This is a genomic window from Cellulomonas sp. RIT-PI-Y, from assembly GCF_025642745.1.
In the GTDB taxonomy this organism is placed as follows: Bacteria; Actinomycetota; Actinomycetes; order Actinomycetales; family Cellulomonadaceae; genus Cellulomonas.
Window position 1 is genome coordinate 37,418 of sequence record NZ_JANZKP010000015.1, and the last position, 22,186, is coordinate 59,603.

Below are 22,186 nucleotides of genomic sequence, written 5' to 3' on the forward strand. Positions count from 1 at the left end.
GGCCCGGCGGACTGCCGACCTCGGGCAGAAGTGCCCACCTCGGGCAGAGCTGCCGACCTCGGGCGGACTGCCGACCCCGGGAGGAAGTGCCCACCTCGGGCGGGGCGACGGCGGGGGCGGAGCGGGTCAGGCGGGCAGTGCGCGCCTCAGGCCCGCGAGGGTGAGCGGGCCGTCGTACGGCATCCCGTCGACGTAGATCGTCGGGGTCCCCGCCACGCCGAGGTCCAGGCCGGCGACGTAGTCCGCCTCGACCCGAGCGGCCAGCGGCTGGGCGGCCGGGCCGGTGACGGCGTCCGGGTCCAGCCCCAGGGTGCGGGCGACCGCACGCAGGTCCGGCTCGGTGAGCCGGTTCTGCTGGGCGAACAGGGCCTGCTGCATCGGCCAGAACATCCCCTGGTCTGCGGCCGCCTCCACCGCGAGCGCCGCGACCAGCGCGTGCGGGTGCACCTGGAACAGCGGGAAGTGCCGCCACACCAGGCGCACTCCCCCGTCGGACTCCGCGACGAGCCGGCGCAGCGGTTCGGCGGCCTGGCGGCAGTACGGGCACTCCAGGTCGCCGAACTCGGTGATCGTCACCGGGGCTCCCGGGTCGCCGAGCACCAGGCGGGCCGGGCCCTCCGGGCGCGGTGCGGCGCCGGGCAGACCGCCGGGTCCGGCCTCGCAGCGCAGGACGTCGTCGGGAGTCGCGGGAGTGGTCACGGGTCCTGCAACGCCGGGTGGGCCGGATCCATGCCGGTCACGGCTTGAGCGGCGGGCTCGCGGTCCCGGCGCCGTGCACCAGGCCGTCCATCAGGTCCCGCATCGCCGCCACCGACGACCACCGCGGCCGGAACGCCAGTTCGCGCTCCGCCCGTGAGGTGTCCAACAGCGGGGCACCGACCGCCATGTCGAACCAGCCGGGTCCGACCGGGGCCAGCCGCAGCCGCCAGGCCGCCCAGAGCGCCCGGCGCACCGGGGTGTGCGGCACCTCCCGCCAGTCGCCGCCGGAGACCACGTCCGCCACATCGGCGGCCCGGACCACCCCGGTGCCCGCCAGGTTGAACGGACCGGTGGCCTGCCGGACCACCACCTCGCGGATCGCGTCGGCCAGATCGTCCCCGTGCACCGCCTGCACCCGCAGACCCGCCGGCCAGGGCAGCACCGGGAGCCGGCCGTCCAGCAGCTGCCGGGGCACGAGCGGCCCGAGGAACAGGCCCTTGATCTCCGACCCGGCCGCGCGCTGGAACACCAGGGCCGGCCGGACCCGTGCGATGCGCAGCCCGGGGTGCCGGCGCTCCGCCTCGTCCAGCAGTCGTTCCTGGGCCACCTTGTCCTGGCTGTAGGACGAGCTGCGCAGCCCGTCGGTCGGCCAGTCCTCGGCGCGGGGGTCGTCGTCGTAGGCCGGGGAGTAGGCGCCGACCGAGGACACCACCACCAGGTGGGGCACGCCGGAGAGCACCGCCGCCTCGATCACCCGGCGGGTGCCGTCCACGTTCACCCGGCGCAGTCGGTCGCGGTCCCGGCTCGGCTGGATCGCCCAGGCCAGGTGCACGACGGCATCGGCCCCGGCGAACGCCCGCCGCAGATGATCGACGGTCCGCTCATCCGGTCCGCTGGCGCCCAGGTCGACCGGCCACCACTCGGCCACGTCATAGGGCGCCGGCGGCGTGGCGTGCGGCACCCGGCGGGCCAGCGCACGGACCGAGGTGACCGACTCGTCCGCACGCAGACGGCGCAGCACCGCGGTGCCGACATTTCCGCTCGCCCCGACCACGACGACTCTCATCCTCGGCCCCCTCCGGCTCGGAACGCCTGCTGGCGGGCGCGGTCGCCCAGCCTGCTCAGGGTGGTGATCTGCTCGTCCGCGGCCGCGATCAGCTCCGCGGCGCGGGCCGGGTCGAGCCCCAGGTCCGCCGCGTGCACCGCGAGCGTCTCCCACACCCCGCGCTTGCCCAGCACCGCCGACCGCATCAGCTCCAGCTCCAGCAGCGCGGTCATCGGGGCGGGGTTCAGCACCCGGCCGTTCGGCTTCAACCGGCCGAGGCGTTCTCCGATTGTGGTCGCCAGCTGCTTGGCCCGGCTCGGCGGCAGGCCCCACTCCCGCATCGAGCGCTCCAACCAGTCACGTTCCGCGGGGATCGACTCGGCCAGCTCCGCGAGCTCCGGCCCGAGCGGGGTGTCCCGATAGGCGTGGGCCATTCGGCGCACACGCGCGGCACCGGCGGACGCCCCGGCCAGGTGGTCCGACAGGTAGATCCGCAGCTGTTGCCGGTCGAGCGCGCTCACGTCGTCGGGCGCGGGTTCAGGTTGTCCGGATCGGCGTCGGTGTCCTGGTCCGGGTCCTGGTCACCGCCCGCCGCCTGGCTGCCGGTGCGCGGGTTGAGCATCTCCGGATCGGAGTCGGGGTCCTGTTCCGGGTCGTAGCCCCGGGTGCCGTCGTCGGTGGTCATCGCTCCACGGTGGCACCGGGTCGCACGGTCCGCACCCGCAGATGTGCCGGGGCCGCGGAGTGCCGGTCCGGACCCGGGGTCGAGGTCGGGCGCGGAGCACAGATTCTGGTCAACCGGGTCGAAGGTCCCTGTTCGGTCGTTACCATCGACCTCGTGTCTGAGGTCGATGTCGCCCTGGTCGGCGGTGGCGTGATGAGCGCCACCCTCGCCACCCTGCTGTCCGAGCTGGAACCCACCTGGTCGATCGAGGTGATCGAACGCCTCGACGCCGTCGCCCGGGAGAGTTCGGACGCCTGGAACAACGCCGGGACCGGCCACGCCGCCCTGTGCGAGCTGAACTACACGCCCGAGGGCCCGGACGGGTCGATCGACATCGCCAAGGCGGTGCGGATCAACGAGCAGTTCTCGCTCTCCACCGAGCTGTGGGACCACCTGATCGCGCAGGGGCGGCTGCCCGGCGACGACTTCCGGACCCCGGTGCCGCACATGACCTTCGTGCAGGGCGAGCGGGACGTGGACTACCTGCGCCGTCGGCACGCCGCGTTGAGCGCGCACCCGCGGTTCGCCGCGATGGAGTTCAGCGACGACCCGGCGACCATCGCCGAGTGGGTGCCGCTGATCATGGCCGGTCGCGAGCCCGGACCGGTGGCCGCCACCCGGGCACCGGACGGCTTCGACGTGGACTTCGGCGCGCTCACCCGGCATCTGCTGGACGACCTGGGCGACCGGGGCACGACGATCCGTACCGGACAGGAGGTCCGCGACCTGCGCCGTGGGCCGGACGGCGGGTGGCAGCTGCTGATCCAGGACCGGTCCTCGGGCCGGTCACGGGTGCTGAACGCCCGGTTCGTGTTCGTCGGCGCGGGCGGTGGGGCGCTGCGGCTGTTGCAGCGCTCGGGCATCCGGGAGATCCGCGGGTACGGCGGCTTCCCGATCGCCGGGCAGTTCCTGCGGACCCGCAACCCGTCGTTGGTCGCGGAGCACCGGGCCAAGGTGTACGGCAAGGCCGCGGTGGGCTCCCCGCCGATGTCGGTGCCGCACCTGGACGCCCGCGCGGTGGGCGGTGGCCAGGCCCTGCTGTTCGGCCCCTACGCGGGCTGGAGCATGAAGTTCCTCAAGCACGGCTCCTGGGGCGACCTGCTGCGCACCATCCGCCCGGACAACGTCTGGCCGATGGTGTCGGTCGGCCTGAAGAACGTCGGACTGCTGCGCTATCTGATCACCGAGGTGCTGGCCGGGCGCGCGCAGCGGATGGCGAGCCTGCGGGAGTACCTGCCCGACGCGGCGGACGCGGACTGGGAGCTGATCACCGCCGGTCAGCGGGTCCAGGTGATCAAGCCGGTGCGCGGGGGCGGCGTGCTGGAGTTCGGCACCGAGCTGGTCACCGCGGCGGACGGCAGCATCGCCGGCCTGCTCGGGGCCTCCCCTGGCGCGTCCACCGCGGCGTCGGCGATGGTCGATCTGCTGGGACGCTGCTTCCCGGCCCGGATGGCCGGGTGGCAGCCGCGGCTGCGGGCGATGATGCCGTCGCTGACCGACGAGGACGCGGACGCCGACGCGCCGTCCGAGGACCCGGACCTGGTCGACCAGCCCTGACGGCGGGCGGCCCCGGACACAGGGGCGGCCCGCCGGAGTCGCCCCCTGCAGACTCCGACGGGCCGCACACGGTTGAGTGCCCTCCACACGTGACCGTGTCATCCCGTTCATCCGGTGAGGGGCGCGATGTGTCACATCGACCTTCTGTGATCTGAGTCACAGCGGTCGGGACAAGGCGAAGGCCCCGGAGCAGGGGGTGATCCGGGACCTTCGCGCGGCGAGCCTAGCGTCCCGTCGCGCGGCGCGGGAGGTGTTCGGTCGAACTCACCCGGGTGAGCACCTGCGTGTATCCAGCAGGAACATCCCGATTCGGGATGCGGAGCCCGCCGGGGGCTGCGAGCGTGGCCCGCATGGTCAGCGAGCTGTGGCTGGTACGGCACGGGGAGAGCACCGGCAATGTCGCCGCCACCCGCGCGGAGCGCTCGGGTGAGCAGGAGGTCGGTGTCCTCACCCGGGACGCCGACACCCCGCTGTCCGAGAACGGGCGGGACCAGGCGGCGGCGCTCGGCACGCACTGGGCCGACGCCCGGATCCTTCCGCAGAGCCTCTGGTGCTCGCCGTACCAGCGCGCCCGTGAGACCGCCCGCATCGCTCAGAGCCACGCCGGGATCACACTGCCGACCGTGGTCGACGAACGCCTGCGTGATCGCGAGCTGGGCGTCGTCGACGGCTTGACCAGTCACGGGATACGGGCACGGTGGCCGCAGGAGGCCGCTCGACGCGATCACCTGGGCAAGTTCTACTACCGGCCGCCCGGCGGGGAGTCCTGGGCGGATGTCGCGCTCCGGCTCCGCTCGGCGCTGCGGGACATCGACGACGCGCCCCACGAGCGGGTGCTGATCGTCGCGCACGACGCGGTGATCTGGCTGCTGCGCTACGTGCTGGAGGGCCTGGACGAGGAGGGCCTGTTCGACCTGATCGGGCGCGGCAGCGTGCGCAACACCTCGGTGACGGTCCTGACCCGCGGCCCGGAGGGCTGGGCGGCCCAGCGCTCCGACGATGTGCGCCATCTGGCCGGCGCGGATGCCGAGGTCACCGAGCACGCCGGGAGCGACGAGGCCGAGCACGGGCGGCCGGCCCGATGACCGACCCGATTCCGCTCACCCCGGCGACCCTGCGGGACTGGCCCCTGCCCGCACGCAGCGGCAGCAAGGACGACCGCGGCGGGGTGCTGGTGATCGGCGGCGCCCGGCCCACGCCCGGGGCGGTGCTGCTGGCCGGGTCCGCCGCGCTGCGGATCGGCGCCGGGCGTCTGACGCTCGCCGTGGCCGCCTCGGTCGCCCCGGCGTGCGCGGCCCAGTTCCCGGAGGCGGGGGTGCTCTCCCTGCCCGAGGACCGTGATGGATCGCCCACCGGCGCCGGCGCCCCCCGCCTGGATCAGGAGCTGAGCCGGACCGACGCGGTGGTGGTCGGCCCCGGGCTGGACGAGCCGGACGGGTCGACCACGCTCCTCGCCTCGGTGCTCGCGGCGGCCGCGGACTCGACGGAGTCCGCCCTGCTGATCGACGCCTTCGCCCTCGGGGTGCTGCCGGGGCTGGACGCGGACCTCCCCCCGCGCACGGTGCTCACCCCGAATCTCACCGAGGCCGCCCGGCTGGTGGGCCGCGAGGACGTCGAGCCGTCGCACGCCGCGATCCGGGTGGCCGAGAGGTACGGTGCGGTGGTCTCCTGCGCCGGTCTGATCGCCCATCCGGACGGCCGCCTGTGGACCACGGCGTCCGGTCACCCGGGTCTGGCCACCTCGGGCAGCGGCGACGTGCTCTCCGGTGCCATCGCCGGGCTCCTCGCCGCCGGCTGCCCACCGGAACAGGCCGCCGCCTGGGGCACCGCAGTGCACGCGAGCGCCGGGGACCGCCTGGCGGCCCGGATCGGGCCGTTGGGCTTCCTGGCCCGCGAGCTGACCGAGGAGTTCCCGGGTCTGCTGGTGGAGCTCGGCGCCTAGCCCTGGCTCGGACCCGTCACGTCGGTCCAGCCGACCGACAGGTCGTACCGGAACTGGGTGACCGTGGGGTCGTCGATGTCGAGCAGCTCGGAGGACAGCGTGACCTCCTCGCGTCCGGCGATCGAGCCGGTGCTCGGGTCGATCAGCAGCACCCGGACGAGCGGGTCGCTGTCCCAGTCCGCGGCGGGGAAGGCCAGCGCCACCGCGCCTTCGCCCAGCCGGTCGGTGACCGTCCCGGCAAGGGTGAGTCCGGGCTCGTCCGCCAGCACCTGCCACAGCGCGGCGTCCAGATCGGCGGGCAGCACCAGGCGGTCGGCCAGGTCGGTGATCGCCAGGTAGAGGCAGACCGCGGCGTTCGGCGAGTCCGGGAGGTCGCAGCCCAGCATGGAGAGGCTGCGGAGCAGTTCGGCGCGCAGCTGGACCGGGTCGCGGGAGAGCCGCGCCGCCTGCTGGGCGTCGAAGGTCCCGGCGGGCAGCAGGTCGACCGCGGCGTTGTCCGGAGCGGTGTCCACGGTCTGGTCGAACACCAGCTCGCCGGAGGGCGCCAGACCGGGGCCGCGCCACTGCACGAAGGTGGCCGAACCGTCCTCGGCGGTCCAGGTCTCCCCGATGGTGGGCTCGACGGCCATCGTGGTGGTGTCGTCGTCGACCTCGACCGACAGCAGCCAGCTCTGGGACAGCGTGTGCTGCACGGTACCGGTGGGCTCCGGGTCGACCCTCGCGGCGGCGGTGGCGGCCAGGGCGGTGAGCTCGTCGGTGGCGGGCGCACCCTCGCCCGCCGCCAGGGACTCCGGGTCGATGGGGTACGCCAGCATCGGCGGGGCGGCGGCCACCGCGGGCGGGTCGCCGAGTTGACTGGGCACCAGGGTCACGCCGACCGCGAGCAGCACCGCGGCCGCGACCCCCGCGGCCAGGGACCACGGCGACCGGCGACGGCGCAGCGGGATCACGGTCGCCGGCTCGGCAGCGGGCCGGCGCCCGACGATCGCGGCGATCTCCCGCTGCATCGCGTCGTCGTCGACCGCGGCGGCCGGCGCGGGTCCCCCCAGGCCCACGCCGTCCAGCAGCACGGCCAGCTCGTCGATCTCGGCACGCGCACGGCGTTCCTGCGGCGTCTCGGTCATCGTGCACCTCCGTCCCGGTCGAGCTCGTCCTGCAGTGCGGTCGCCAGCCGGGCACGAGCCCGGGACAATCTGCTGGTCACGGCGGTGACGCTCACGCCGAGCTCACGCGCCGCCTCGGTCGCGGTCAGTCCACCCCAGATGGTCAGCGTCATCGCGTCGGCCTCCGCCTCGGGGAGCAGCGCGACCAGGCGTCGGGCCCGGTCGTCGGCGGCGAGACCGTCAGCGGGGTCGGGCGCGTGGACGAAGGCGTCGGCGGCGACCAGGTCCGCCCCGAGCGCGGTCCGGCCGCGCTGGCTGTGCGCGTGCCGGATCTTGTTGCGGGCCACGCCGTAGATCCACGGCCGGACCCGCTCGGGCGCGGGCAGTCCGGACCACCGCTGCCAGACCACCAGGAAGACCTCCGCGAGCACGTCGTCGACCTGCTCCTCCGGCACCTGGCGCCGGACGAAGGCGCGCAGTCCCGGCGCGACCTCGCGGTAGAGGTCGCCGAAGGCAGCGACGGCACTCGCCGCCGCGGCGGGTTCGCCCGCGTCGTCGCCCCCTGCTGACACGTCACCTTCAGATCACTCACTAACAGCCGGTCGTGGTCATCGTACGGACCGACGAGCTGGAGATGGAGGTCGAGGTGAGCAGGGCACCGGACGCGACACAGGTCCACGAGCCGGTGCCGTCGTCGCTGGCGTAGAGCCGCACCGCGACGCCCGAGCGGTTCCACACGGTGCGCGCGGTGGCGACGGGCGTGGACTGGACACCGGCGCTCGCAGTGCTCCAGAACGCGCCGGCGTACCCGGCGGCCGACCAGATGCAGAACCGGCCGGCCGCGCACTGACCGGCGCTGAACGCCGTCACGGTGTCGTCGTCCGCGCTGTCGTCGGCCCGGGCGAGGGCGGGCAGCGCGAACATCATCGAACAGGACAGGGCGACGGCGGCGAGACGGCGGCGCAGCGCGGGGCGGGGGCTCATACCCCGGACATCCCGCGAGCCCTTCCCGACGTCACAGCGGCCAAATGTGATTTTCGTCACATCCGTGCACTGCCATACTCGGCGGGTGACCGAGCACTACGCCCCCGACGACCACATCGACGGCCGCAGCCTGCTGGTGGCCGCCTCCTACCTCCTGGTCCTGGACGGCAGCCGGCTCCTGCTCCAGCTGCGTGCGGGCACCGGGTACCGGGACGGGCACTGGGCCACCGTGGCCGGACACGTCGACCCCGGCGAGTCCGCGCACGAGGCCGCGATCCGCGAGGCGCAGGAGGAGGCCGGCATCGTGGTCGACCCGGCGGACCTGGTGCCGTTGACCACCCTGCACCGGTTCGAGCGGACCGGACCGCAGGTCGAGCAGCGGGCGGATCTGTTCTTCCTCACCCGGCGGTTCACCGGCGACCCCGGACTGCGCGAGCCGGACAAGGCGGCCCGGATGGCCTGGTTCGACCTGGACGCGCTGCCCGAGCCGATGGTGCCGCACGAGGCCGCGGTGATCGCCGCCTGGCGGTCGGGCGAGCTGCCCGCCGTGTGGTCGATGCCGAGCTGAGCTCAGCCCAGGACCGCGATCAGCAGCAGGACCACGGTGATCAGCGGGAAGAGGCCCTGGGTGACCGCCGCCCGGCGCTTGTCGGGCGAGGTCACCGCCAGCACCAGCGCCGCCGCCAGCATCGAGCCGGTCCCGGCCAGCGCCAGCGCGGCGCCGACCCCGTCGGACCCGGCCGCCAGCCCGCCCACCCCGCACAGCGTGACGATCGCCAGGAACAGGTTGTAGAAGCCCTGGTTCAGCGCGAGCGAACGCGTGACCTGCGCCTCCTCCTCGGTGGTGCCGAAGATCCGGCGGGCCCGCGGGCCGGTCCAGAGCACGGACTCCAGCACGAAGATGTACACGTGCACGAGGGCCGCGAGCACGGCGGGGATCAGGGCGACGACGGTCATGCGCCGATTGTGCCGGTTCCGGCCTCTTGTCCGGCGCCGGCGCGCGGCGTAACGTACAACAACATGGTTGTACGTCAGTGGGAGCAGGCCGAGGTGGACCGGGTGTTCGCGGCCCTCGCCGACGCCACTCGCCGCGACATCGTCAGCCGGGTGCTGCGGGCGGAGTCCTCGGTCACGGCCCTCGCCGAGGGCTACGACATGAGCTTCGCCGCGGTGCAGAGGCACGTCGCCGTGCTGGAACGGGCACATCTGGTGACCAAGCACCGACGCGGCCGTGAGCAGCTGGTCCGCCCCGACCTGGGGACCATCCGCTCGGCGGCCGCACTGCTGGAGGAGTACGAGCGGGTCTGGCGCGGGCGGATGGACCGCTTCGGCCAGATCCTGGACGAGCCACCCACCGAAGGGGACCACTCATGACCGTCATCAGCGCCACCCCCGACACCGACGCCCGCACCCTGACCATCGTCAGCGAGTTCCGGGCCACCCCCGAGCGGGTCTGGGAGCTCTGGGCCGACCCGCGCCAGCTCGAGCGCTGGTGGGGTCCGCCGACCTGGCCGGCCACCTTCACCGAGCTCGATCTGCGACCCGGTGGCCGGGCGTCGTACTACATGACCGGCCCGGAGGGCGAGAAGGCCGGCGGGTGGTGGGAGTTCGTCACCGTCGACGCACCCCGCACGCTGCACTTCGACGACGGCTTCGCGGACGAGGACGGCCGACCCAGCACCGAGATGCCGGTGACCCGGGCCGAGGTCGCGATCGAGCCCGTCGCCGACGGCACCCGGATGACCATCGTGTCCCGGTTCGCCGACGCTGAGCAGATGCGCCAGCTGACCGACATGGGGATGGTCGAGGGGATGTCCGAGGCGCTCGGGCAGATCGACCACCTCCTCACCGGGGACTGATCACTCAGGAGTTCAAGCCGAGGCGAGGTCGTAGGAACGCCGGGCACGCCTGGCACCCGGCCCGATCGGCGGTTCGTCCGATGCGGCCCGCCGATCGGTCCGCACCCGCACCTTCTCCGCGGGATCGACCGGACGCCCGTCGCCGCCCAGCAACGGCGAGTCCAGGCCCAGCGCGCCGAGCTCACCCCGCGCCGCCGCCTCCACTACGCCGGCCGCCAGCAGCCGCAGCGGGATGTTGCGGTCCATCGACGTGCGCCGCATCAGGACGAAGCTGTCCTCCACCGACTTGCCGGTCATCGCCGCCAGGATGCCCTTGGCCTGCTCGATCGCGGCGTGACTGGCGGCGGCCTGCTGGATCTGCCGCGACGCCTCCGCGGCCGCCAGGGTCCGGATCGGGGCGGACATGTCGACCAGGTAGCCGTGCACCAGACCGCCGGGCTGGTCCACCACGGAGCCCACGACCAGCGCCTCGAACCGGCGTCGGCGGGCATCGACCATCGCGATCACCGAGGCCCAGGTGCTGATGCTCCGGTCCCAGAAGTCCAGGGCGTCCCGCCACTTGGCGCGGTCGTCCGCCTCGGTGTGCGCGCGCACCAGCCCGGTGGTGGGTGCGATCTCGCCCGGCTCGAAGCCGAACAGCTGGAAGCACTCCTCGTTCCACCACCAGTGCTCCTGGCGCAGCTCGATGGTGAAGTGGCAGCCGGTGGCCCCGGCGGTGCGCGCCGGAGGGCGGATGGTCGTGTCGTCGGTCATGGTGGGGTACCGCCCTTCCGGAGGCCGAGCCCGCTCGTGCCGACCAGCTCCTTGCTGACCCCAGACGCTAGGCGGCCCCGGACCCCGCGTCCAGCGCACCGGGGAATCGGTCAGCCCAGCCCTGGCAACGTCCCGCCCAGCTCCGGCACCGCCGCCCGCAGCCACGCGGTGTAAGGGTGCTGCGGTTCGTCCAGCACCCGGCGGGCGGGGCCACGCTCGACCACCCGCCCGGCCTCCAGCACCACCGCGTCGTCGCACAAGCGGTCGACCACGGCCAGATTGTGCGTGATCAGCAGCATCGCGATCCCACGCTCGGCCCGCAGCGCGTCCAGCAGGTCGAGGATCCGGGCCTGCACCGTCACGTCCAGCGCGCTGGTCGGCTCGTCGAGCACCAGGAGCGCCGGGTCGACGGCCAGCGCACGGGCGATCCCGACCCGCTGACGCTGCCCACCGGACAGCTCGTGCGGGCGGCGCTCGGCCAGCTCCGGATCCAGGCCGACGTCGGTGAGCAGGCGTCGCACCCTGGTGCGACGCTCGTCCCGGGGCAGTCGCAGCCCCTCGGCCACCGCGGAGCCGACCCGCTGCCGGGGATCGAGGGTCTCCGGGCCGTCCTGGAACACCGGCTGTACGGCGCCGCGGTAGGCCCGGCGACCGGCGGCATCCAGCGATCCGAGCGCCGTGCCCCGGAACCGGACCTCCCCGGCACCCGGCGCCAGCAGGCCGAGCGCGGCCCGGGCCGCGGTGGACTTGCCGGAGCCGGACTCGCCGATCAGCGCGAGCGACGCCCCCTCCGCGACCGCCAGGTCCAGTCCGTGCACGACGGTGGTCTTCCCGTAGGCCAGGTCGACACCGGCCAGCTCCAGGATCGGATGGACGGTCATCGAGGGCCTCCGAGCGTGGGCACCGCGTCCAGCAGCGCGCGGGTGTACGGCACGGTCGAGCGGTGCAGCACGTGGTCGACGTCCCCGGCATCCAGCACCGCGCCGTCCTTCATCACCACGATGTGGTCGGCGACGGTGGAGACCAGGGCCAGGTCGTGCGAGACGAAGAGCAGCGCGGTGCCCTGCTCCCGGCGCAGCCGGTCCAGCACTCCCATCACCTCGGCCTGCACCGTGACGTCCAGGGCACTGGTCGGCTCGTCGGCGGCGATCACCGGGGCGCCGAGCGCGACGGCGGTGGCGATCGCGAACCGCTGCGCCTGCCCTCCGGAGACCTGGTGCGGGTAACGCCGGACGATGTCCGCGGGCAGCCGGACCGCGTCCAGGGCCTCGGTGGTCCGGCTGCGGGCCTCGGCTCCGCGGATGCCGTGCCGACGCAGCGCGAGGTCCAGCAGCCGGCCGAGCCGCATGGTCGGGTTCAGCGATCCCTGCGGGCTCTGCAGCACCAGGGAGATCGCCGAGCCGCGCAGGTCGCGGGCCGCGTGCTCTCCCGCCCGCAGGATGTCCGTCCCCCCGATCAGCACCGAGCCCTCCACCCGGGCCGCGGTGCCGGTGAGCAGGCCCAGCACCGCGAGCAGCAGAGTGGACTTGCCCGACCCGGACTCGCCCACGACCGCGACGCACTGACCCGGCCGCACGTCGAGCTCCGGCACCGCGGAGACCACCCGGTCGCCGTAGCGGACGACCAGATCACGGACGCTGACCAGCGGGGCCGTCACGAGGCGCTCCGCGGGTCCAGGGCGTCGCGCAGTCCCTCGCCCAGCATGTTGAAGCAGAACGCAGTCACCAGGATGGCCAGGCCGGGGAAGGCGGCCACCCACCAGTGCGTGGTGAAGAGCGACTGTCCGGACTGCACCATGAGTCCCCACTCGCTGGTCGGTTCGGTGGCGCCCAGCCCCAGGTAGGACAGGGACGCCGCGGTCAGGATCACTCCGCCGGCGTCCAACGAGAGCTGCACCAGCACCGGGGTCAGGCTGTTCGGCAGCACGTGCCGGCCGACGATCCGGATCGGGTGCACGCCCAGGCATCGCGCGGCGTCGACGTAGGGCCGGGTGCGCACGCCGGCGGCCACCGCGGCGGACAGCCGGGCGTACCAGGGCCACCAGGTCGCGGCGATGGCGATGATCGTGGTCTGCACACTGGGGCGCAGGATCGAGGCCAGCGCCAGGGACAGCAGCAGAGCCGGGAAGGCCAGGAACACGTCGGTGACCCGCATGATCACGTCCCGGACCCAGCCACCGGCGAATCCGGCCACGACGCCCAGCGTCACGCCGACCAGCGCCGAGATCACCAGCACCGCGGCGGCGATCCCCAACGAGGTCCGTGCGCCGTAGAGCACCCGGCTCAGCAGGTCACGACCGACCTGGTCGGTGCCGAACCAGTGCTCGGCACCGGGGGCCGACAGCCGGTCGGCGGGATGGGTGGCCAGGGTGCCGTCCGCGGGGAACGGCGCGATCCACGGCGCGAACAGCGCGGCCAGCACGATGACCACCAGCACCACGGCACTCGCCGCGGCGAGCGTGTCCCGGCCCACGACCCGGACCAGTCGACGGGCGAGCGCGCCGCCGCCGGGCAGCCGGGTCGCGGGGGCGACGGTGTCGGGATGGATGCTCACGTCAGCCTCACCCGGGGGTCGAGAGCGGTCTGCGCCAGGTCCACGGCCAGGTTCAGCACCACGTAGACCAGCGCCACGGTCAGCGTGACCCCGGCGATCGCGGGGGTGTCCACCGAGGAGATCGCGGTGGCGGTGTAGCTGCCCAGTCCGGGCCAGTTGAACACCGACTCGACCAGGAAGCTGTTCACCAGGGCGTAGGCGAACACCAGAGCCACCAGTTGCAGCACCGGTGCCGAGGCCGCTCGCAACGAGAACCGGACCAGCACCGCCATCCGGCCGAAGCCCAGCGCCCGCTCCATCCGGGCGTGGTCCTGCGCGCCCTCCTCGACCAGCGCCGCCCGGGTCATCTGGGCGATCACCCCGGTCGGGTAGGCGGCCAGGGCCAGGGCGGGCAACGCGAGGTGGTGCAGGACACTGCCGAGCATCGGCCAGTTGCCGGTGATCAGGGCGTCCACCGCGGTGATGTCGGTCCACACGGTGAGCGGACTGCTGCTGTCCAGCGAGCGGGCGTACTCCCCCGCGGTCGGGAACCAGCCGAGCCGGGTCGCGAACACCAGCTGCAGCACCAGCGCGAGCAGGAACACCGGCGCGGACACCGCCAGCACCGATCCGACCCGGACCGTGACGTCCACCGGCCCGGGCCGCCAGCGCGCCGCCAGCACCCCGAGTGGGATGCCGATCAGCACCGCGAGCAGCATGGCCGCGCCGACCAGCTCCAACGACGCGGGCAACGCGTTGCCCAGGTCCGAGGCGACCGGCTGCCGGGTGTGCAGGCTGGTACCCAGGTCGCCGGTGACCAGGTTGCCCAGGTAGCGGCCGAGCTGGACCAGGAGCGGCTGGTCCAGTCCCAGCCGCTCCCGGGCGGCGGCCAGCTCCGACGCGCTGGCTCGCGCGCCGGTGGCCGAGACGGCCGCGTCACCGGGCACCGCCCGGGCGACGAGGAAGCTCACGACCACCACGCCGACCACGACGACGACGGACTGCGCCAGACGGCGCACCAGGTGACGGGCCATCACGGTCAGTGGCTCAGCTCGTGCACGAAGACCACGTTCGGGTACGCCGGGTTGTCGGTGTAGCCCTGCACGTCAGCGGCGAAGGCCCGCTGGTAGGTGTCGGTCCACAGCGTCGTGACCGCCGCGTCCTGGACCTCGATCCTCTGCTGGAGCTCGACGTACGCGGCCTGCGCGGCGTCGGTGTCGGTGGCGGTCAGCGTCGGCAGCTGGTCGATCAGCGCGTCGACCTCGGGATCGGCCAGGTACGACAGATTGAAGTACGGGTCGTCGGAGGAGCGGAACACATTGACGAACCAGGAGTAGGCGTCCGCGTAGTCCGGGTACCAGTACATGACGAACACGTCCTGGCGGTCACCGGTCCGGGCCTGGTCCCACTGCGCGTTCCACTGCAGCGGCTGGGCGTCCAGCGTGACGCCGATCTCGGCCAGCGCGGAGGTCAGCAGTGTGACGTAGAGCTGCTGGTTGTCGTCGCCCTGGGCGTAGGTGAGGGTCAGGGTCAGCGGGTTCGAGGCGTCGTAACCCGCCTCGGCGAGCAGCGCGGCCGCCTGGTCCAGGTCCTGGGTGTGCGTCACCCCGGCGCCGGAGCCGAGCAGACCGTCCGGCACCAGGCCCTCGGCCTCGACCGCGGCACCGTTCAGCGCCTCGACCACGCCGGCGGTGTCGGTGGCCAGCTGCACGGCCTGCCGTACCCGGACGTCGGCCATCGGTCCGTCGGCGGTGTTGTAGAGCGCCAGGAGGTTCTGCAATGAGCTGGTCTCCGAGGTCGCCACCGCGTCGGTGCTCTCCGCCTGGGTGAAGATCTCCGGGTTCAGTGTCTCGACGAAGTCCACCTCACCGTTCTGCAACAGCTGCCAGGCGGTGGTGGTCTGCGGGGTCACCCGGTACTCGACGGTGGTGTACTGCCCGTCCGCCCAGCCGCCCCAGTAGTCGTCGTAGGCGCTCAGGGTCAGCTCGTACTCCTGCCCGCTGTTCCACTCGGCGACGGTGTAGGGACCGGTGCCGGCCTCCTGCCCCTCCGCGAACCAGGAGTCCAGGTCCCCGCCGTCACCGGCCGCGTCCACGTCGTAGATGTACGCCGCGTAGGCCGAGGACGCGATCAGGTCGATCGGTGCCGCGTAGGACAGGTGGAACACCAGGGTCGTGGCGTCCGGGGCTTCGATCGAGTCGACCGCGTCCCAGATGTACGCCGCGCCGCCGGCCTTCTCGATCGTGCGGTCCAGCGCCTCCTTGGCGGCGGTGGCGTCGAGCGGCCGGCCGGTGTGGAAGGTGACGTCGTCGCGCAGGGTGAAGGTCCAGGTGGTGCCGTCCTCGGAGGAGGTCCACTCGGTGGCCAGCCGGGGCTCGACGGTCTCGGTGGCGGAGTCGTAGGAGGTCAGCGACTCGTAGACGTTCTCCATCGAGCGGATCTCGTTGGAGTAGGACAGCGCGGGGTCCCACTCGGTGACGATCTCGGTGTTGGTCACGTAGGTGAAGGTGTCGTCCGAGGACGATCCGGCGCTGGCGTCACCGCGGACCTGACCCCCGCCGCAAGCGGCGAGGAGGACGAGGGCGGCGACCGCACCGGTGGCGGTCAGGATGCGTCGCACAGGGGGGTGCTCCGTTTCTTTCGGGAGGGGACGTCGGTCAGAGTCGGCCGAGCGGGCCGGCGGCCTTGACCTGGACGCGGGCTGCGGGTTCGGGCAGATAGGACAGCGGGACCTCGGTCAGCTCGACGATCTCGACCTGTTCCGGGTCGGCACCGGCCTGGATCGCGCGGCGGCAGGCCATCGACTTGGCCTCCTCCAGCGCCTCGGTGCGACCGGTCCCGGACGGGATGATCGCCTCCCAGCGGCCGGAGGCCAGGGCGATGGCGGCACCGACGGCGTTGGCCACCTGACCGAAGTCCGGCCGCAGCACGGCGGCTACCCCCGGCACCTGGTCCGGCACCAGGAACGCTCCACCGCCGACCGCGACCAGCGGATGCTCGGTCCGGCCCATGGTCACCATGTCGACCGCCTCGGCGATCGCCTCGTCCGCGGCGCTCAACCCCGCAGCGAGCAGCGGACGGTCCCCCTCGACCACCCGGCTCGGATCGGCGATGCCGATCGCGGTGCGCCCGGCGACGAGACCCGCGTCGGTCAGGGTCGCCGTGTCACCGCCGAAGGCCAGTCCGTGCTGCGGCAGGGCGTAGCCCACCGAGTCCGGGCCCAGCACCAGCTCGTCCACGCCGCCGTGGATCCGGGTGCCACCACCGATCGCGATGCCCAGGATGTCCGGCATCCGGAAGTTGGTCCGAACCCCGCCGATGTCCACCGCCAGCGCCGACTCGCGCGGGAAGCCCCGCAGCAGCACGCCCAGGTCGCTGGAGGTGCCGCCGACGTCGATCACCACGGCGTCCTCGACCTGGGACAGGTACGCGGCACCGCGCAGTGAGTTCGCGGGACCGGAGCCGATGGTCAGCACCGGGTAGCGGGCCGCGTAGTCCGGGGCCATCAGGGTGCCGTCGTTCTGCGCGAAGTAGGTCACCACGTCGAGGCCGTGCGCCGCCACCACCTGCTCCAGTGCCCGGGTGACGTCCCGGGCCACGCCATAGAGCGCGGCGTTCAGCGCGGTGGCGTTCTCCCGCTCGACCAGGCCGAGCGAGCCGATCTCGTGGCTGAGCGACACCGGCACGTCCGCGCCGGCCTCCTCGGCGACGATCGCGGCGACCTCGAGCTCCTGCTCCCGGAACGCCGGGCTGAACACGCCGGTCACCGCGAAGGCGTCGGCCGTCGCCGCATGGGTCCGGACGAACGCCCGGATCGCCTCGGTGTCCAGCTCCGCGATCGGGTAGCCGTCGATCAGGTGCCCGCCACGGACGATCACCGCGTCCACCAGGGCCGCGTCGCGCAGCTCCTTCGGCCACGAGTAGAGCGGCGGCACCGCGGTGGTGGCCGGGGCACCGATCCGGATCACGCCGACCCGGCCGAGGCCGCGGCGTTCCAGGATGGCGTTGGTCGCGTGCGTGGTGCCGAGCATCACCCGGCCGACCCGCTCGCGGTCGTCGCCGATCGCGGCCAGCACCGCGCCGACCGCGGTCTGCAGGCCGGTGGTGACATCGGCGCTGGTGGCCTGCTTGGTCCAGGCGAGCACGGCGCCGTCGGCGTCCAGCACGACCGCGTCGGTGTTGGTGCCGCCGACGTCGATCCCGATGCGCAGCGGGCGCTGCCGCAGGTCAGCCACGGGTGGCTCCGATCTCCTCGACGGGGACGTAGTCCAGGTCGTAGCCGAAGGCCCGCGGGCCGACGACCTCCAACCCACGAGTGGAGCGCCACAGCGGGTGGCAGGCCCAGGCGAGCACGCTGACCCGCTGGCCGTACCGCAGCCCCTCGGTCTGGATGGCGCGGGCGCTGGCCGTGTCGACCACGGTGATCAGGTCCGGCACCGAGGCCAGCAGGGTGCCCTCGTCGAGCACCACCAGGTTCTCGTTCTGGATCTCGACCCGGACCAGGCGGCCCCGGTCGTCGCCGAGCCCGTCGATCACCACCGAGCCGCGGACGAATCCGCCCCCGGTGCGCCGCTCGATGTCGATGATCTTCCCGGTGACCAGCACCCTGGCGTCCAGTGCCCGGACCAGCGCGGCCAGCGGGTCCTCGGCGCCCTCGGTGGCGTGCCCGAGCCGCACCGCCTGGGTCACCGTCCGCGGGATCACGGCGCCGTCCAGCTGCGCGCCGTCCAGCAGGTAGTCCGCCATCAGCGCGTGCGACCCGGCCGCCACCGCCACCGACCGGGCCAGGCGCTCGGCCCAGAGCCCGTCCACCGGCTTCATGGTGGTGACATTGCCCAGGTTGTCCGCGAGCGCGATCGAGTTCACCGGCAGCCCGGCCACGTACATCGAGATCATCTGCACCTCGGGGAACGCCCGGCCCATACCGTCGGCGTCCACCAGCGGCACGCCGAGCCGGGCGGCCCAGGCCACCGGCTGCACGCCGTTCGACCCGCCGATCTCCGAGGACATCACGGCAGCGACCTCGCGGCCGGTCAGCTCCTCGATCGCATCCCGCAGCCGGAGCACGTCGTCGGCGTCGGCGATCATCTCGGTGGAGACCGTCGGGGCGCCGATGCCGGACAGCGGGACCACCAGGGCGTCGGGGGCGACGTCCTCGATCTGGATCACCTCGACCGGCCCGTGCTGTTCCAGGGCGTAGCCCGCAGCCAGCAGACCGGTCTCGACGCCGCCGCCTCCGCCGGTGCTGAGCACGGCGCAGCCGCGCCCGAGGGCACCGACCGACTCCGCGTCGATGGACTGGATGGGGGGAATCACGCTCACGAGCCGAAAGTCTGCGGCGCGTGCCCGACCGGCTCAATGTCGTCTCATCACTGTTCTTGCCCGGGAACTGTGCTCAGGACACAATTCAGTCGTGGCGACAGTGGGTGAACTCGTGGCGCGTGGCGCCCACCACGGGCTCCGGATGATGGGCCCGCGGGCCGAGGACGGCCCGGAGGTGCGCGAGATCGCCACCGTCGGCGACCTGTCGTCGGTCGGCTCCCCCGGAGTGGGCGCCCTGGTGGTGCTGCTGGCCAGTGTGCTGCGCCGGGTCGAGCCCTATGAGCTGGACGTCGCGGTCCGCCGGTCCGCCCAGCGCGGGCACGCCGGCCTGATCCTGGTCGGTGCCGAACAGGTGCCGGTCACCGCCGCCCGGATCGCCGAACGCGCCGAGCTCCCGCTCCTGTCCGTGCCTGCCGAGGCCGACGTGAACGAGCTGATCGTCTGGCTGAACCGCACCGTGCGCGGCGGCACCTCCGACACCATCGCCCGGGCCGAGGCGGTGCTCGACGTCCTCGCCCGCGCGCAGGCCGACCCGGACGCCACCGACACCAGCGACGACGGCGGGGTCGCCGCTCTGCTGCACGCCGCCGGGGACGCGCTGGGGCGTCCCCTGGAGTTCCGCGGCGGCGCCGGACGGCTCGGACCCGTGGAGGGCCCCACCGACCCCGGCGCGGTCCTGGTCGGTGACCGGGTGGTGGGCGTGGTGCGCTGCGCGGCCCCGGACCGTGCCGCCGACCTGGTCATCCCGTCGGTGGCCGCCGCCGTCGGTCGTCTGGTGCGCCGCATCCTGGAACGCCGGTTCGCACCGTCCCAGACCCGCTCAGAGCTGCTCGCCCAGATCGTGGTCGCCGAGCCCACCCACCTGGTCGGCCTCACCGAACAGGCCCGGAGCATCGGCCTGCCGATCGACTCCACCCACATCGCGTTCTGGCTCGACCTGCGCCCCCGGCACTCCGGCGGGGGCGAGGCCCCGATCGCGGAACGCCGACGCCTGCTGTCCGGGGCGGAGATGATCTGCCTGGAGATCATGCATCCCTCCGGGACCTGGTGGCACGTGGTCCGGGTCGGCGGCAGCCTGCTGCTGCTGGCCAGCGACGACGACGGCGGCGACGGTCGGCTGCTGATCGAGGCCGCCCGCCCGGAGGTCGAGCTGGCCGTGGCCCGGCTGGTCACCGACGCGCACGCCGTGGTGCACATCGGCATGGGCACCGACCAGCGCGGGCTCGGCGGCATCCGGCAGTCCTCGGTCGAGGCCCGCTCCGCGGCCGAACTGGCCCTGCGCACCGGCCGCGAGGGCCGGATCACCGTGATGGACACCACCGGCCTGCGCCGGGTACTCGCCGACCTGCACGCCTCCCCGCTCAGCCGCCGGGTGATGGACGAGCTGCTCGCCCCGATCGACGCCCTCGACCCGGCCCGCGCCGGCACCGCGGTGCGCACCCTCACCGCCTACCTGGACCACCAGTGCTCGCCCAAGCACACCGGCGCCGCCCTGCACCTGCACCCGAACGCGGTGACGTACCGGATCCAGCGGATCACCGAGAGGCTCGGTGTGGACCTGGCCGACCCGGACGTCCGGCTGGGGCTACACCTGGCGTGCCGGATGCGCGGGCTGCTGGAGTCCTGAGTCACCGCGGGTCCAGCGTCACCCCCTCCCCCTCGTCGGCCCACTCCTCGTCCGTGAGCAGCCGCGACCGGATCAGGAACCGCACCCCCTCCGGCGCCTCCAGCGAGAATCCCGCCCCGCGGCCCGGCACCACATCGATGGTCAGGTGGGTGTGCCGCCAGTACGCGAACTGGCTCCGGCTCATCCACACCGGGACGGTGAACCCCTCGTCGACCCGCAGCTCACCGAGGAGCACGTCCGCGTCACCGGTCAGGAACTCCCCCGCCGGGTAGCACATCGGCGAGGAACCGTCGCAGCAGCCGCCGGACTGGTGGAACATCAGCTCGCCGTGCTGGTCGTGCAGCCGCCGGAGCATGCCCGCGGCAGCAGGGGTGTGATCGACCCTGCTCATGGTGTCTCCCTCCCCCGTGGGACCCCGGTCTCCCGGGGCCCCACGGAACGCCGGTCAGAAGAAGCCGAGCTTCTGCGCGGAGTAGGAGACCAGCAGGTTCTTGGTCTGCTGGTAGTGGTCGAGCATCATCTTGTGGTTCTCCCGCCCGACGCCGGAGCCCTTGTAGCCGCCGAACGCCGCCGCCGCGGGATACGCGTGGTAGCAGTTGGTCCAGACCCGGCCCGCCTCGATGTCGCGACCGGCGCGGTAGGCGATCGCGCCCTCCCGGGACCACACCCCCGCGCCCAGGCCGTAGAGGGTGTCGTTGGCGGTGTGGATGGCGTCGGAGTAGTCGGAGAACGAGGTCACGGCGACCACCGGGCCGAAGATCTCCTCCTGGAAGATCCGCATCGAGTTCTTGCCCTCGAAGATGGTCGGCGTGACGTAGTACCCGCCGGCCAGGTCACCGTCGAGCTCGGCACGGTGCCCGCCGGTGAGCACCTTGGCGCCCTCCGCCTTGCCGATGTCGATGTAGGACAGGATCTTCTCCAGCTGGTCGTTGGAGGCCTGCGCGCCGATCATCGTGTCGGTGTCCAGCGGGTTGCCCTGCTTCACCGCCTCGGTGCGGGCGATCGCGTCGGCCAGGAAGCCGTCGTAGATCGACTCCTGGATCAGGGCCCGGGACGGACAGGTGCAGACCTCGCCCTGGTTGAGGGCGAACATGGTGAAGCCCTCCAGTGCCTTGTCGTAGTAGTCGTCCTTGGCGCGCGCTACGTCCTCGAAGAAGATGTTCGGGCTCTTGCCGCCCAGCTCCAGGGTGACCGGGATGATGTTCTGGCTGGCGTACTGCATGATCAGCCGCCCGGTGGTGGTCTCGCCGGTGAAGGCGATCTTCCGGATGCGGGGGCTGGACGCCAGCGGCTTGCCGGCCTCCACGCCGAATCCGTTCACCACGTTGACCACGCCCGGCGGCAGCAGGTCGGCGATCAGCTCCATCAGGACCAGGATCGAGGTCGGGGTCTGCTCGGCGGGCTTGAGCACCACGGTGTTCCCGGCGGCGAGCGCGGGGGCGAGCTTCCACACCGCCATCAGGATCGGGAAGTTCCACGGGATGATCTGGCCGACCACGCCCAGCGGCTCGTGGAAGTGGTAGGCGATGGTGTCCTCGTCGATCTCGGAGATCGAGCCCTCCTGCGCCCGGACCGCCCCGGCGAAGTAGCGGAAGTGGTCGACGGCCAGCGGCATGTCGGCGGCCAGGGTCTCCCGGACCGGCTTGCCGTTCTCCCAGGTCTCGGCGACCGCGAGCATCTCCAGGTTCTGCTCCATCCGGTCGGCGATCTTGTTCAGGATCACCGCCCGCTCGGTCGCGGTGGTCTTCCCCCAGGTCCGGGCGGCACCGTGGGCAGCGTCCAGCGCCCGGTCGATGTCGGCGGCGTCGCCGCGGGCCACCTCGGTGAACGGGCGTCCGGTCACCGGGGACGGATTCTCGAAGTAACGTCCGGCGGCCGGGGCGACGTACTCCCCGCCGATCCAGTGGTCGTAGCGCTCGCGGTAGGTCGCGGGGCTGCCGGGTTGTCCCGGCGCTGCGTAGACGGTCATCTGCATGCCTCCGTGCAGGGTCACCGGACATCGCGTCGTTGCGATGCACCGTGCTCGCGACGGTAGGCCG

At 73.1% G+C, this 22,186-nt stretch carries 25 protein-coding genes; 7 read left to right on the top strand and 18 right to left on the bottom strand.

Annotated elements, in window-relative coordinates:
* Positions 1 to 126: 126 nt before the first annotated feature.
* Genes OGL89_RS06985 through OGL89_RS07000 form a run of 4 tightly spaced genes read right to left on the bottom strand, consistent with a single transcriptional unit; the run spans position 127 to position 2,429 of the window.
* A complete protein-coding gene (locus OGL89_RS06985) occupies positions 127 to 699 on the bottom strand; it encodes a DsbA family protein (protein WP_263119193.1) in 573 nt (190 codons plus the stop codon).
* A gap of 37 nt (positions 700 to 736) precedes the next feature.
* On the bottom strand, positions 737 to 1,765 hold the full coding sequence (locus tag OGL89_RS06990; protein ID WP_263119194.1) for an NAD-dependent epimerase/dehydratase family protein: 1,029 nt from the start codon (positions 1,763 to 1,765) through the stop codon (positions 737 to 739).
* A complete protein-coding gene (locus OGL89_RS06995; protein WP_263119195.1) occupies positions 1,762 to 2,265 on the bottom strand; it encodes a hypothetical protein in 504 nt (167 codons plus the stop codon). Before OGL89_RS06995 ends, OGL89_RS06990 begins: the two co-directional genes overlap by 4 nt.
* Complete coding sequence (locus OGL89_RS07000) at positions 2,262 to 2,429, bottom strand: hypothetical protein (protein WP_263119196.1); 168 nt, start codon at positions 2,427 to 2,429, stop codon at positions 2,262 to 2,264. Before OGL89_RS07000 ends, OGL89_RS06995 begins: the two co-directional genes overlap by 4 nt.
* Before the next feature lie 153 nt (positions 2,430 to 2,582).
* On the opposite strand from OGL89_RS07000, the gene mqo reads away from it, so the two are divergent.
* The 3 genes from mqo (at position 2,583) to OGL89_RS07015 (ending at position 5,967) form a co-directional block, all read left to right on the top strand.
* Positions 2,583 to 4,025: a malate dehydrogenase (quinone) gene (gene mqo, locus OGL89_RS07005; protein ID WP_263119197.1), complete on the top strand. Its 1,443-nt coding sequence runs from the start codon at positions 2,583 to 2,585 to the stop codon at positions 4,023 to 4,025.
* Positions 4,026 to 4,375: 350 nt separating this feature from the next.
* The gene (locus OGL89_RS07010; protein WP_263119198.1) at positions 4,376 to 5,110 is read left to right on the top strand and encodes a histidine phosphatase family protein; all 735 of its coding nucleotides are present in this window, start codon (positions 4,376 to 4,378) and stop codon (positions 5,108 to 5,110) included.
* Complete coding sequence (locus tag OGL89_RS07015) at positions 5,107 to 5,967, top strand: NAD(P)H-hydrate dehydratase (protein ID WP_263119199.1); 861 nt, start codon at positions 5,107 to 5,109, stop codon at positions 5,965 to 5,967. The genes OGL89_RS07010 and OGL89_RS07015 overlap by 4 nt, the downstream gene beginning before the upstream one ends.
* Here OGL89_RS07015 and OGL89_RS07020 read toward each other — a convergent pair.
* The 3 genes from OGL89_RS07020 to OGL89_RS07030 are packed head-to-tail and all read right to left on the bottom strand — an operon-like array spanning position 5,964 to position 8,054.
* Positions 5,964 to 7,091: a CU044_5270 family protein gene (locus tag OGL89_RS07020; protein ID WP_263119200.1), complete on the bottom strand. Its 1,128-nt coding sequence runs from the start codon at positions 7,089 to 7,091 to the stop codon at positions 5,964 to 5,966. The genes OGL89_RS07015 and OGL89_RS07020 overlap by 4 nt on opposite strands.
* Positions 7,088 to 7,642 carry a sigma-70 family RNA polymerase sigma factor gene (locus tag OGL89_RS07025; protein ID WP_263119201.1) on the bottom strand — a complete coding sequence of 185 codons (555 nt, stop codon included), beginning with the start codon at positions 7,640 to 7,642 and terminating at the stop codon, positions 7,088 to 7,090. Before OGL89_RS07025 ends, OGL89_RS07020 begins: the two co-directional genes overlap by 4 nt.
* Positions 7,643 to 7,661: 19 nt before the next feature.
* On the bottom strand, positions 7,662 to 8,054 hold the full coding sequence (locus tag OGL89_RS07030) for a peptidase inhibitor family I36 protein (protein ID WP_263119202.1): 393 nt from the start codon (positions 8,052 to 8,054) through the stop codon (positions 7,662 to 7,664).
* 85 nt (positions 8,055 to 8,139) lie between these two features.
* Here OGL89_RS07030 and OGL89_RS07035 point away from each other — a divergent pair, with 85 nt between their 5' ends.
* Positions 8,140 to 8,622 (top strand): NUDIX domain-containing protein, encoded by a 483-nt coding sequence (locus tag OGL89_RS07035; RefSeq protein ID WP_263119203.1) that lies wholly within the window; start codon positions 8,140 to 8,142, stop codon positions 8,620 to 8,622.
* Positions 8,623 to 8,624: 2 nt separating this feature from the next.
* Here OGL89_RS07035 and OGL89_RS07040 read toward each other — a convergent pair whose 3' ends face one another.
* The gene (locus OGL89_RS07040) at positions 8,625 to 9,011 is read right to left on the bottom strand and encodes a DUF1304 domain-containing protein (RefSeq protein ID WP_263119204.1); all 387 of its coding nucleotides are present in this window, start codon (positions 9,009 to 9,011) and stop codon (positions 8,625 to 8,627) included.
* Between the two features lie 63 nt (positions 9,012 to 9,074).
* Here OGL89_RS07040 and OGL89_RS07045 point away from each other — a divergent pair, with 63 nt between their 5' ends.
* Together OGL89_RS07045 and OGL89_RS07050 are read left to right on the top strand one after the other, a co-directional pair.
* Positions 9,075 to 9,428, top strand: a complete 354-nt coding sequence (locus OGL89_RS07045; protein ID WP_263119205.1) for a metalloregulator ArsR/SmtB family transcription factor — start codon at positions 9,075 to 9,077, stop codon at positions 9,426 to 9,428.
* Positions 9,425 to 9,913, top strand: coding sequence for an SRPBCC domain-containing protein (locus OGL89_RS07050; protein ID WP_263119206.1), 489 nt, complete (start codon positions 9,425 to 9,427; stop codon positions 9,911 to 9,913). The genes OGL89_RS07045 and OGL89_RS07050 overlap by 4 nt, the downstream gene beginning before the upstream one ends.
* Before the next feature lie 12 nt (positions 9,914 to 9,925).
* Here OGL89_RS07050 and OGL89_RS07055 read toward each other — a convergent pair whose 3' ends face one another.
* The 8 genes from OGL89_RS07055 to OGL89_RS07090 form a co-directional block, all read right to left on the bottom strand.
* Positions 9,926 to 10,666: an ANTAR domain-containing protein gene (locus tag OGL89_RS07055; protein WP_263119207.1), complete on the bottom strand. Its 741-nt coding sequence runs from the start codon at positions 10,664 to 10,666 to the stop codon at positions 9,926 to 9,928.
* A 110-nt stretch (positions 10,667 to 10,776) separates the two neighbouring features.
* Positions 10,777 to 11,547 (bottom strand): ABC transporter ATP-binding protein, encoded by a 771-nt coding sequence (locus OGL89_RS07060; RefSeq protein WP_263119208.1) that lies wholly within the window; start codon positions 11,545 to 11,547, stop codon positions 10,777 to 10,779.
* Entirely contained in the window at positions 11,544 to 12,323 is a 780-nt protein-coding gene (locus OGL89_RS07065) for an ABC transporter ATP-binding protein (RefSeq protein WP_263119209.1), read from the bottom strand. Before OGL89_RS07065 ends, OGL89_RS07060 begins: the two co-directional genes overlap by 4 nt.
* Positions 12,320 to 13,219: an ABC transporter permease gene (locus OGL89_RS07070; protein ID WP_263119210.1), complete on the bottom strand. Its 900-nt coding sequence runs from the start codon at positions 13,217 to 13,219 to the stop codon at positions 12,320 to 12,322. Before OGL89_RS07070 ends, OGL89_RS07065 begins: the two co-directional genes overlap by 4 nt.
* Complete coding sequence (locus OGL89_RS07075; protein ID WP_263119211.1) at positions 13,216 to 14,232, bottom strand: ABC transporter permease; 1,017 nt, start codon at positions 14,230 to 14,232, stop codon at positions 13,216 to 13,218. Before OGL89_RS07075 ends, OGL89_RS07070 begins: the two co-directional genes overlap by 4 nt.
* 5 nt (positions 14,233 to 14,237) lie before the next feature.
* Entirely contained in the window at positions 14,238 to 15,818 is a 1,581-nt protein-coding gene (locus OGL89_RS07080) for an ABC transporter substrate-binding protein (protein WP_263119212.1), read from the bottom strand.
* A 37-nt stretch (positions 15,819 to 15,855) separates the two neighbouring features.
* Positions 15,856 to 17,433 (bottom strand): hydantoinase/oxoprolinase family protein, encoded by a 1,578-nt coding sequence (locus OGL89_RS07085; protein ID WP_263119213.1) that lies wholly within the window; start codon positions 17,431 to 17,433, stop codon positions 15,856 to 15,858.
* Positions 17,426 to 18,514 (bottom strand): DUF917 domain-containing protein, encoded by a 1,089-nt coding sequence (locus tag OGL89_RS07090; protein WP_263119214.1) that lies wholly within the window; start codon positions 18,512 to 18,514, stop codon positions 17,426 to 17,428. The genes OGL89_RS07085 and OGL89_RS07090 overlap by 8 nt, the downstream gene beginning before the upstream one ends.
* 97 nt (positions 18,515 to 18,611) lie before the next feature.
* Here OGL89_RS07090 and OGL89_RS17160 point away from each other — a divergent pair, with 97 nt between their 5' ends.
* A complete protein-coding gene (locus tag OGL89_RS17160) occupies positions 18,612 to 20,147 on the top strand; it encodes a PucR family transcriptional regulator (protein ID WP_263119215.1) in 1,536 nt (511 codons plus the stop codon).
* A 1-nt stretch (position 20,148) separates the two neighbouring features.
* Here OGL89_RS17160 and OGL89_RS07100 read toward each other — a convergent pair whose 3' ends face one another.
* Together OGL89_RS07100 and OGL89_RS07105 are read right to left on the bottom strand one after the other, a co-directional pair.
* Positions 20,149 to 20,538: a DUF779 domain-containing protein gene (locus tag OGL89_RS07100; protein ID WP_263119216.1), complete on the bottom strand. Its 390-nt coding sequence runs from the start codon at positions 20,536 to 20,538 to the stop codon at positions 20,149 to 20,151.
* A 54-nt stretch (positions 20,539 to 20,592) separates the two neighbouring features.
* A complete protein-coding gene (locus tag OGL89_RS07105; protein WP_263119217.1) occupies positions 20,593 to 22,116 on the bottom strand; it encodes an aldehyde dehydrogenase family protein in 1,524 nt (507 codons plus the stop codon).
* Between the last annotated feature and the right edge of the window lie 70 nt (positions 22,117 to 22,186).

Bases quoted from the DNA above. Each gene is read 5' to 3' on its own strand.
- OGL89_RS07020 (WP_263119200.1), bottom strand. From the start codon at position 7,091: ATGACCGAGACGCCGCAGGAACGCCGTGCGCGTGCCGAGATCGACGAG.
- OGL89_RS07030 (WP_263119202.1), bottom strand. From the start codon at position 8,054: ATGAGCCCCCGCCCCGCGCTGCGCCGCCGTCTCGCCGCCGTCGCCCTG.
- OGL89_RS07060 (WP_263119208.1), bottom strand. From the start codon at position 11,547: ATGACCGTCCATCCGATCCTGGAGCTGGCCGGTGTCGACCTGGCCTAC.
- OGL89_RS07105 (WP_263119217.1), bottom strand. From the start codon at position 22,116: ATGACCGTCTACGCAGCGCCGGGACAACCCGGCAGCCCCGCGACCTAC.
- OGL89_RS07075 (WP_263119211.1), bottom strand. From the start codon at position 14,232: ATGGCCCGTCACCTGGTGCGCCGTCTGGCGCAGTCCGTCGTCGTCGTG.
- OGL89_RS07010 (WP_263119198.1), top strand. From the start codon at position 4,376: ATGGTCAGCGAGCTGTGGCTGGTACGGCACGGGGAGAGCACCGGCAAT.
- OGL89_RS07040 (WP_263119204.1), bottom strand. From the start codon at position 9,011: ATGACCGTCGTCGCCCTGATCCCCGCCGTGCTCGCGGCCCTCGTGCAC.
- OGL89_RS07050 (WP_263119206.1), top strand. From the start codon at position 9,425: ATGACCGTCATCAGCGCCACCCCCGACACCGACGCCCGCACCCTGACC.
- OGL89_RS06990 (WP_263119194.1), bottom strand. From the start codon at position 1,765: ATGAGAGTCGTCGTGGTCGGGGCGAGCGGAAATGTCGGCACCGCGGTG.
- OGL89_RS07000 (WP_263119196.1), bottom strand. From the start codon at position 2,429: ATGACCACCGACGACGGCACCCGGGGCTACGACCCGGAACAGGACCCC.
- OGL89_RS07045 (WP_263119205.1), top strand. From the start codon at position 9,075: ATGGTTGTACGTCAGTGGGAGCAGGCCGAGGTGGACCGGGTGTTCGCG.
- OGL89_RS07100 (WP_263119216.1), bottom strand. From the start codon at position 20,538: ATGAGCAGGGTCGATCACACCCCTGCTGCCGCGGGCATGCTCCGGCGG.
- OGL89_RS07055 (WP_263119207.1), bottom strand. From the start codon at position 10,666: ATGACCGACGACACGACCATCCGCCCTCCGGCGCGCACCGCCGGGGCC.
- OGL89_RS07015 (WP_263119199.1), top strand. From the start codon at position 5,107: ATGACCGACCCGATTCCGCTCACCCCGGCGACCCTGCGGGACTGGCCC.